The sequence below is a fragment of the Streptomyces sp. SID13666 genome (assembly GCF_010548325.1).
Taxonomy (GTDB): Bacteria; Actinomycetota; Actinomycetes; order Streptomycetales; family Streptomycetaceae; genus Actinacidiphila; species Actinacidiphila fildesensis.
In genome coordinates this window covers 224,813-234,243 of the sequence record NZ_JAAGLX010000008.1, presented here as the reverse complement: position 1 = coordinate 234,243, position 9,431 = coordinate 224,813, and the positions used below count along the sequence as shown (strand labels likewise).

General features: G+C 69.5%; 8 protein-coding genes and 1 pseudogene. 3 read left to right on the top strand and 6 right to left on the bottom strand.

Features of this window, described 5'->3' with window-relative positions; translation table 11 throughout:
• From G3I60_RS14775 to G3I60_RS14760, 4 genes and pseudogenes are all read right to left on the bottom strand, one after another.
• A pseudogene (locus tag G3I60_RS14775) lies at positions 1-221 on the bottom strand (hypothetical protein); the annotation flags it as partial.
• A 58-nt stretch (positions 222-279) separates the two neighbouring features.
• Complete coding sequence (locus G3I60_RS14770) at positions 280-948, bottom strand: class I SAM-dependent methyltransferase (protein WP_138358591.1); 669 nt, start codon at positions 946-948, stop codon at positions 280-282.
• A 133-nt stretch (positions 949-1,081) separates the two neighbouring features.
• Positions 1,082-1,759, bottom strand: coding sequence for a DUF402 domain-containing protein (locus G3I60_RS14765; protein ID WP_164295357.1), 678 nt, complete (start codon positions 1,757-1,759; stop codon positions 1,082-1,084).
• A 23-nt stretch (positions 1,760-1,782) separates the two neighbouring features.
• Positions 1,783-3,189, bottom strand: a complete 1,407-nt coding sequence (locus G3I60_RS14760; RefSeq protein ID WP_138358595.1) for an aspartate ammonia-lyase — start codon at positions 3,187-3,189, stop codon at positions 1,783-1,785.
• 120 nt (positions 3,190-3,309) lie between these two features.
• On the opposite strand from G3I60_RS14760, the gene G3I60_RS14755 reads away from it, so the two are divergent.
• Entirely contained in the window at positions 3,310-4,833 is a 1,524-nt protein-coding gene (locus tag G3I60_RS14755) for a ricin-type beta-trefoil lectin domain protein (protein ID WP_239069825.1), read from the top strand.
• An 83-nt stretch (positions 4,834-4,916) separates the two neighbouring features.
• Here the strand turns inward: G3I60_RS14755 and G3I60_RS14750 are convergent, their stop codons facing one another.
• Entirely contained in the window at positions 4,917-6,560 is a 1,644-nt protein-coding gene (locus tag G3I60_RS14750) for a fumarate hydratase (protein ID WP_164607192.1), read from the bottom strand.
• A gap of 189 nt (positions 6,561-6,749) precedes the next feature.
• On the opposite strand from G3I60_RS14750, the gene G3I60_RS14745 reads away from it, so the two are divergent.
• On the top strand, positions 6,750-7,373 hold the full coding sequence (locus G3I60_RS14745) for a DUF1707 domain-containing protein (RefSeq protein ID WP_164295396.1): 624 nt from the start codon (positions 6,750-6,752) through the stop codon (positions 7,371-7,373).
• 351 nt (positions 7,374-7,724) lie between these two features.
• On the top strand, positions 7,725-8,075 hold the full coding sequence (locus G3I60_RS14740; protein ID WP_138358599.1) for a WhiB family transcriptional regulator: 351 nt from the start codon (positions 7,725-7,727) through the stop codon (positions 8,073-8,075).
• A 156-nt stretch (positions 8,076-8,231) separates the two neighbouring features.
• On the opposite strand, the gene glpX is transcribed toward G3I60_RS14740, so the two are convergent.
• Positions 8,232-9,263, bottom strand: coding sequence for a class II fructose-bisphosphatase (gene glpX / locus G3I60_RS14735; RefSeq protein WP_138358601.1), 1,032 nt, complete (start codon positions 9,261-9,263; stop codon positions 8,232-8,234).
• Positions 9,264-9,431: the final 168 nt, after the last annotated feature.

The following is a 9,431-nucleotide window of genomic DNA, read 5'->3' as shown; positions in this document are numbered from 1 at the left end:
TCGGCGGCGGCTTCGCGCCGGGGCGTGCCCGCGGCCTGCGCCGCCTGCCGGTCCCGTGCGGAACGGTCGTCGGGCAGCGCCTGGGGCGGCGAGGGCTGGTCCTCCCGGTCGGAGCCCGGGGGCAGGCGGAAGCCGCCGCGCGGGTCCGGCAGCGGTGCCGGCAGGGCGGCATCCGGTCCCGGTTGCCGCGCCGGGGGCGGGGGCGTGCGATCCGTGGTCACGCGAGTCGTTCCATCCGGTTGTGCGCCACGCGCTGGCCGCGGCGGGGATTGGGCCGTGTCAGGCGCGTCGTCGGCAGTAGAGGAAGAGCTGCTCCTCCGGCGGCACGTCGGTGCTCGCCGGTGCATAGGCGTACGACTCCTCCTCGATCACCTCGAAGCCCGCGTCCGCCACTACCTGGTGCAAATCATCCCGTAGATAACCGGATACCCGGATGGTGTTACCAAGGAACGGGATGGCGAAGTCGTCCACATCCGCTTCGACCATCGAGAGGATGAAGAGACCCGCGGGCTCCAGCAGATCATGGATGGCGCGCAATGCGTAGGGAATCTCCGCGCGCGGCAGCATCAGCAGCGAGAAGAAGGCCGCGACGCCGTCGAAACGTCCGAGGTCGAGGGGGCCGCCGGGGCGCAGGTCCGCGATGTCGCCCTGGTGGAACTCGGCCTCCGGCACGTACTGCGCGGCCAGCGCGAGCATGCCGGCGGACAGATCGACGCCGACGACCCGGTGTCCGGCCCCGGCGAGCTGCCGGGTGCTGGGCAGGCCGGTGCCGCAGCCCAGGTCGAGCACCCGCGATCCGGCGGGCAGCGTCTCCGCGAGCCACCGGCCCGCGGTGAGCTGGCCGTCCTTGTGGGGGAACGCCTCGTCGTACCGGTCGCCGATCGCGTCGAACGCTTCGGCCTGGCCGCCGCGGTCCCGCTTTATGTCCTCGTAGCCGCCGGTTCCCACTGCCTCGGTCCTCCTTGGTGCGCGTGGCTTGATGACTTGGCGTCAGGCTCTGGGTGCTGGTTGGGAATTGCGCGGTGTTGCGGAGCACGATCCTACGTTTGACGACCCGGGGCGCATCAAGGGGCTCACGAGGTCACTTTGCCGGACGGTTCCAGTCGTCCGGGAGTGACGGTACCGGCCAGCCGGGATCCGGGCGCCAGTCCTCCCAGCCGTCCCGGAAGGGCCGGCCCCAGGACCTGATGACCCCGGCCGCCTCCAGTCCGGCCGACCGTACCCGCTCGGCGCGTTCGGCGGGCATAAGGCCCGCGAGCTGCGCCTGGGCGAACTCGTCCTCGTCCAGCCAGTGCCAGCTGCGGTCCGGGCGGACCGCGATGTCGAGGAAGTGGTCCTCGGAGTCCAGACCGCCGGACCAGCGCCGGCGCGGCTCCTCCAGGTTCACGTACCAGTTCTTGAAATGCCACCTTTTGTCCCAGAAGAGCCAGACCGACCAGGGCTCGCCAGGGTGTGCGATTTTCAGCACACCCGCCCCCCACCACTGCTCGACGCGCGTAGTGCGCGGCTTGAGATAGCGGGTGGCGAGCGGCTCCCGGTTGATCGGGGAGCCATCGGTGAGCACCGGCTTCACACAGGAGGTACCGGGCGCCATCCAGACCGCGAGCAGCTCGGCGTCATCGCGCACGACGGTCACCGGGCGGCAGATGTGCAGCTCGTCGGTGCCGTTGCCCCGATAACGCCACAACACTTGCTCACCCGGCGACCAGTAGCCGCTGGTACCCGGCCCGTTTCCGTCAAGAAGAGTGTCGGCTGTCATGAACAGATCTTACGGATCAGCCCTTAAGGATGGGTCATGCGCAGCACATCCAACGCCGCGTCCAGCTGCTCCTCGGTCAGTTTTCCCTGTTCGACATAGCCCAGCTCGATCACCACGTCCCGGATGCGCTTGCGCTCCGCGACGGCTTTCTTGGCGACCTTGGCCGCCTCCTCGTAACCGATGTATTTGTTCAGCGGAGTGACCACCGAGGGCGAGGACTCCGCGTACTCACGGGCCCGCTCGACATTGGCGGTGATGCCGTCGACGGTGCGGTCGGCGAGCAGCCGGGAGACGTTGGCGAGCAGCCGGACGGATTCCAGCACATTCCTGGCGATGACCGGGAGCATCACATTGAGCTCGAAGTTCCCGGCGGCGCCGGCCATCGTGATCGTCAGGTCGTTGCCGGCGACCTGGGCCGCGACCATCAGCACGGCCTCCGGGATCACCGGATTGACCTTGCCCGGCATGATCGACGAGCCCGGCTGGAGATCGGGCAGGTTGATCTCGGCCAGTCCGGTCCGCGGTCCCGACGCCATCCAGCGCAGATCGTTGGAGATCTTGGTCAGGCCGACCGCGACCGTCTTGAGCTGCCCCGACGTCTCGACGATGCCGTCCCGGGCGCCCTGCGCCTCGAAGTGGTCGCGCGCCTCGGTCAGCGGCAGCCCGGTGGTCCGCGCCACCTCGGCGATCACCGCGGCCGAGAAACCGGGCGGGGTGTTGATGCCGGTGCCGACCGCGGTGCCGCCGAGCGGCAGCTCCGCCAGCCGGGGCAGCGCGCCCCGCAGCCGCTCGACGCCGTACCGGACCTGGGCCGCGTAGCCGCCGAACTCCTGGCCCAGCGTGACGGGCGTGGCGTCCATCAGATGCGTACGGCCGGACTTCACGACGTCCGCGAACTCGGCCGCCTTGCGCTCCAGGGACTCCGCGAGGTGCTCCAGCGCGGGCACGAGGTCGCGGGTGACGGCGGCGGTGGCCGCGATGTGGATGGACGACGGGAACACGTCGTTGGACGACTGGGACGCGTTGACGTGGTCGTTCGGATGCACGTCACGGCCCAGCCGCTCGGTGGCCAGCGTCGCGATGACCTCGTTGGCGTTCATGTTGGAGGACGTGCCGGAGCCGGTCTGGAAGACGTCGATGGGGAACTGGTCGTCCCAGCGGCCGTCCACCACCTCGGCCGCCGCCTCCTGGATCGCCTCGGCGATGTCCTTGTCCAGGACGCCGAGTCCGGCGTTCACCTTGGCGGCGGCCGCCTTGATCCGGGCCAGCGCCTCGATGTGCGCGCGCTCGATCCGCTGGCCGGAGATCGGGAAGTTCTCCACCGCCCGCTGGGTCTGGGCCCGCCATTTCGCGTCCGCGGGCACCCGTACCTCGCCCATCGAATCGTGCTCGATCCGGAAAGGCCGGTCCTGGGACTGCTCCTCGGGCATGGCTGGATTCCTCTCCTCGGCAACTCCTCGACAACATTCCCATTGTCGTACTACTTCCAAGTAACACCCATCAGTAGGACAGTGCCGTAGCCCATTTCATTCCTGTGGAAGGAGCGACGTATGCGCATGTCGAGAAAGAGACGTTGTCGTGCCGCCGGGACGGTACTGGCCGTCCTCGCGACCGTCCTCGCGGGCGGTGCCGGTCTGACCACCACGGCCTCCGCGGCCCCGCAGAACAGCACCGTCAAGCCGCTCTCCGCCGACCTCGAGCAGATCCGCGCCGCCGAGGCGACGGCGCTGTACGGGAGTCCGGCGATCCGGCCGATGGCCGACCGCAAGACCGGGCTGATCTCGCTGGGGGACAGCGAGATCTCCGGCGAGGGCGTCGGCACCTACGAGGCGGGCACGGACGGCCCCACGAACTGGTGCCACCGCTCCCCGGACTCCGCGATCCACCGCACCGGCATCCCGGCCGACGAGACGTACAACGTCGCCTGCTCGGGCGCGTACACCGGCAACATCAGGATCGGCGGCAGCAAGCAGTACGCGGACGAGCTGGTGCAGAGCGACAGCCTCGCCATCAAGGCCCGCAACACGAAGATCAAGATGGTGGTGCTGGTCGCGGGGGCCAATGACGACCTGCAGTTCGGACCGGTCATCACCGACTGCGTGGAGCGCTGGTTCCTGCTCCAGGGCAGCTGCGACTCCAAGTACGCGCCCGGCTGGCAGGCCCGCGTCGACGGACTGGTGCCCAAGGTCGAGGGGACCGTGCAGGACCTGCGGACGGTCATGCGCGACGCCGGCTACGCGGACGCCGACTACAAGCTCGTGGTGATGGGCTACCCCAGCCCGATGAGCCCCGACATCTACGACAACCCCGGCTTCCCCGGCAAGATCCCGGGCGGCTGCACCGGCTATGACACGGACCTCGCCTGGGGCCGCAACTCCGCGGTGCCCGCCTTCGAGCTCGGCATGCGCCAGGCCGCCGAGGCCACCGGGGCGGTGTACCTCGACAACTCCCGGCTCTTCCACGGGCATGAGGCGTGCACGGACAACACCTGGGCGCGCGGCCTGGTCGTGAACATCACCAACCCGTTCCCGCCCGACGCCAACTCCGTACGCCAGTCCTTCCACCCGAACGCCCGCGGCCACGGCGCCTTCGCGTCGTGCCTGACCCAGCTCTACAACTCCGGCTACCAGGAAGCCGGTTGCGCCGACCCGGCCAGCACCGGCACTCCGGTGCTCCACCAGGGCGCCTGGGACGACGCGTTCAAGCCGGTCACCAACGCGGCCACCGGCCAGTGCATGGACGCCAACGGCGGCTCGTCGCGCAACAACACCGCTCTGCTCGGCTGGAGCTGCCACGGGGGCCGCAACCAGTCCTTCGCGTACGACACCCAGTACCAGTCGCTGCACATCGCGCTCAGCCAGGACCGGTGCATGGACGTGCCGGCCTCGAACTACAGCGCCGGGACCGGCCTCATCCTGTGGGACTGCCACGGCGGCACCAACCAGCGGTTCACCATGACGGCGGGCACCATCCGTCCGGCGGCGGCCACCGGCCTGTGCGTGACCCAGAGCGCCGCGAGTTCGCCGCTGAGACTGGCGGCTTGCGACGGCTCCGCGAGCCAGCGCTTCGCGTAACGGCTCGCGACGGAACACGAACGGGCCCCGCCGATGGAGCGGGGGGGCCCGTTCGTGCTGCTGTTGTTCTCAGGGTCGGAGGATCAGCCCCGGCGGCCGATCGAGAGCACCGGGCCCGACGGGTCGGTGAAGAAGTCGTTGCCCTTGTCGTCGACGACGATGAACGCGGGGAAGTCCTCCACCTCGATCTTCCAGACCGCTTCCATGCCCAGCTCCGCGTACTCCAGGACGTCGACCTTCTTGATGCAGTCCTGGGCGAGCCGCGCGCCCGCGCCGCCGATCGAGCCGAGGTAGAAGCCGCCGTGCGCCTTGCACGCGTCGGTCACCTGCTTCGAGCGGTTGCCCTTGGCGAGCATGACGAACGAACCGCCGGCCGCCTGGAACTGCTCGACGTACGCGTCCATCCGGCCCGCCGTGGTCGGGCCGAACGAGCCGGACGCGAAGCCCTCGGGGGTCTTGGCCGGGCCCGCGTAGTAGACGGGGTGGTCGTGCAGGTACTGCGGCATGGACTCGCCCGCGTCCAGCCGCTCCTTGATCTTGGCGTGCGCGATGTCACGGGCCACGACGAGCGTGCCGGACAGCGACAGCCGGGTCTTGACCGGGTACTTGGACAGCTCGGCGCGGATGTCCGCCATCGGCCGGTTCAGATCGACGCGCACGACGTCGTCGTCCAGGTGCTCGTCCGTGGTCTCCGGGAGGAAGCGCGCCGGGTCGGTCTCCAGCTGCTCCAGGAAGACGCCCTCGGCGGTGATCTTCGCGACGGCCTGCCGGTCGGCCGAGCAGGACACCGCGATGGCGACGGGCAGCGACGCGCCGTGCCGGGGCAGCCGCACCACGCGCACGTCGTGGCAGAAGTACTTGCCGCCGAACTGCGCGCCGATGCCGATCTTCTGCGTCAGCTCGAAGACCTTCTCCTCCAGGCCCTTGTCCCGGAAGCCGTGCCCGTCCGGCGAGCCCTCGCCCGGCAGCTCGTCCAGGTAGTGCGCGGAGGCGTACTTGGCGGTCTTCAGCGCGAACTCGGCGCTGGTGCCGCCGACCACGATCGCCAGGTGGTACGGCGGGCAGGCCGCCGTACCGAGCGAGCGGATCTTCTCCTCCAGGAACTTCATCATGGAGGCCTCGTTGAGGACCGCCTTCGTCTCCTGGTAGAGGAACGACTTGTTGGCGCTGCCGCCGCCCTTCGCCATGAACAGGAACTTGTACGCGCCGCCGTCGGTCGCGTACAGCTCGATCTGGGCCGGCAGGTTCGAGCCGGTGTTCTTCTCGTCCCACATGGTCAGCGGGGCCATCTGCGAGTACCGCAGGTTGAGCTTGGTGTACGCGTCGTAGATGCCGTGCGACAGCGCCGCCTCGTCACCGCCGGAGGTCAGCACGTTCTGGCCGCGCTTGCCCATCACGATCGCGGTGCCGGTGTCCTGGCACATCGGGAGCACGCCGGCCGCCGCGATGTTCGCGTTCTTCAGCAGGTCCAGCGCGACGAAGCGGTCGTTCGGCGACGCCTCGGGGTCATCGAGGATCCGCCGCAGCTGGGTGAGGTGGGCCGGCCGCAGGTAGTGCGAGATGTCGTGCATCGCCTCGGCGGCGAGCGTGCGCAGCGCCTCCGGCTCGACCTTGAGGAAGGTGCGCCCGTCCGCCTCGAAGGTGCTCACACCCTCGGAGGTGATCAGCCGGTACGGCGTCGTGTCCTCGCCGAGCGGGAGGAGATCCGTATAGGAGAACTCGGGCATTTTGGGGGGCTTCCTCACTCGGCTGCGTCATTCGGCTGCGTCGACGAACGGTGTCCAGCGTAGAGCCCGCCGGCCGCTCGATCGGTGTGAGGTGAGGCTCACTCGCACTAGTCGCGATCTATCGCGTTTGTGTACGGTGGGCGGGTGGATGAATCGCAGCTCCAGAAGAAGTCGCAGCAGCCGGTGTCGATGCACAAGCCGACCACCGAAGCGGAGCTGCGCGCGTCCGATGCCGACCGTGACCGCATTTCCGACATTCTCCGCGATGCGCTGGCCGAGGGCCGGTTGAGCGCGGAGGAGCACTCGGAACGCCTCGACCATGTCTATGCCGCCAAGACGCTGGGCGAGCTGGAGCCGCTGGTGCGGGACCTGCCGGCCACCCGGGAGGGTGGGCCGCGGCCGCTCGCGCCGCTGGCCGATCCGTCGTCGCCCGTCGTGGCCGAGAATCTCGTCGCGGTCTTCGGCGGCGCCGCCCGCAAGGGGCGCTGGCTCGTCGGCCGGCGCACCAACGCCTTCGCCTGCTTCGGCGGTGTGGAGATCGATCTGACCGAGGCCGTCTTCCAGCATCAGCAGATCGTCATCCATGCCACCGCGATCTTCGGAGGCGTCGAAGTACGCGTCCCGGAGAACGTCACTCTGCGTGGCAGCGGGACCGGGATCTTCGGTGGTTTCGAGGTCAAGACGTACGAGGCCCCGGATCCGAACGCACCGGTCGTCATCGTCACCGGCACCGCCATCTTCGGCGGCGTCGAGGCGAAGGCGAAGCGCGGGAAGCGCCTCAAGGAATGGATCAACAAGCGCCTCGACGGGTAGGGATGGGGCTGTCGCACTCCCGCATCATGCCGCGCGTTCACGCCATGCATGGTGCGGGTTTACGCCCCGCGCAAGCTGGCTGGTTTTGGCCAGTGGCCAGTGTTCATCAGGGGTGTTGTTCGGTGGTCCGGATCGGACGATCGCCCATGCGCGCCCCAGTCGGACAGATGTTCGACGGAGAGGCCCTGGCGGCGAACACGGTCCGCATGAACACGCGCACAGCGGGTAGGGCTCCGACCACGTCACCCGCCTGGTTCCTCCCCGTTGCGACCCCCTGGAACAGCACGCGTGGAGCTCACCCGCGGTGACGGGCAAGGGTGACAAACGCCGAGCCGTCGTCAGGAGTATCCCGTGCTTCAACCGATCGAGCCCGTCAAGGACACTGCCCTCCCGCCGAGTCACCCACGGGATCTGGCAGGCCCATGGCACTCGGAGGCGGCGTGCCGCAGTGATGAGGCGGGATTGTTCTTCGCCCCGTCCAAAGAGCCGACAGCGGCGCGGCTGTCCCGTGAGGAGAACGCGAAGCGGGTGTGCGCCCGCTGCCCGGTGATGCTGGAATGCCGGGAACACGCACTGCGGCAGCCAGAGCCGTACGGCGTGTGGGGTGGCCTGACCGCCGCCGAACGCCGGGTCGTACTCGCCCGCAGGCGCCGCCGCGAGGCGGAACTGCCGCGGACGGACCGGATCGCCGCCGCAGGCTGAACAGGCGAACGGGCCGGGTCCGCCGCGTCAGTCGGCGGGCCCGGCCCGTACGTTTTCCCTGCCGCCCTCGCGCTGCCCAGGGCGCTCAGCGGCGGTTCAGCGAGTGCTCGGCGCGTGCCGGGTGCCGGCCGCGCGCTCGAGCGGATGCGCCAGGTCTCAGCGCGCGCGGTCGAAGTCGATCGCGCTGTACGCGCGCAGCTTCGACAGCCGGTGCGTGGAGGAGATCTGCCGGATCGTGCCGGACTTGGAGCGCACCACCAGTGATTCGGTGGTGGCGGTCTCGGCGCGGTAGCGGACGCCCTGGAGCAGCTCGCCGTCCGTGATGCCGGTCGCGACGAAGAACACGTTCTCCCCGCTGACCAGGTCGTTGGTGTGCAGCACGCGGTCCAGGTCGTGGCCCGCGTCGAGTGCCCGCTGCCGCTCGGCGTCGTCCTTCGGCCACAGCCGGCCCTGGATCGTGCCGCCGAGGCACTTGATCGCACAGGCGGCGATGATGCCTTCCGGCGTGCCGCCGATGCCCATCAGCATGTCCACGCCGGTGCCGTCGCGTACGGCCATGATGGCGCCCGCGACATCGCCGTCCGCGATGAACTTGATCCGTGCGCCGGTCTCCCGGATCTCCTTGACCAGCCCGTCGTGGCGCGGCCGGTCGAGGATCATGACGGTGACGTCCTCGGGCGCGCTGTGCTTCGCCTTGGCGACCCGGCGGATGTTCACCGCGGCGGGCGCCATGATGTCGACGTAGTCGGCGGCCTCGGGGCCGGTGACCAGTTTGTCCATGTAGAAGACGGCCGACGGGTCGAACATCGTGCCGCGGTCGGCCACGGCGAGCACGGCCACCGCGTTGGACATGCCCTTGGCGGTGAGGGTCGTCCCGTCGACGGGGTCCACGGCGACGTCGCACTCCGCACCGGTGCCGTCGCCGATCCGCTCGCCGTTGTAGAGCATGGGGGCGTCGTCCTTCTCGCCCTCACCGATGACGACGACGCCGTTCATCGAGACGGTGGAGACGAGCGTCCGCATCGCCTTCACCGCGGCGCCGTCCGCGCCGTTCTTGTCACCACGGCCGACCCAGCGACCGGCGGCCATGGCGGCCGCCTCCGTCACCCGGACGAGTTCCAGGGCAAGGTTGCGATCAGGGGCCTCGGGACTCACTTCGAGCTGGGGCGGCAAATGCTGTTCGGTCATCACAGCGCACCTTTCTGTACGAGGACGGCCGGAAAAGAGGGTGCTGTGACCTTATCGGGTCATCGCGAATATGAGCAGGGCGCACGTCACATGAGCGGCGCCCCCACGGGCCTGGTCGGCGTGTCCCGGGCCGGGCCCGCGCGGTGCGCCCCGGCGTCCCGGCGGCCG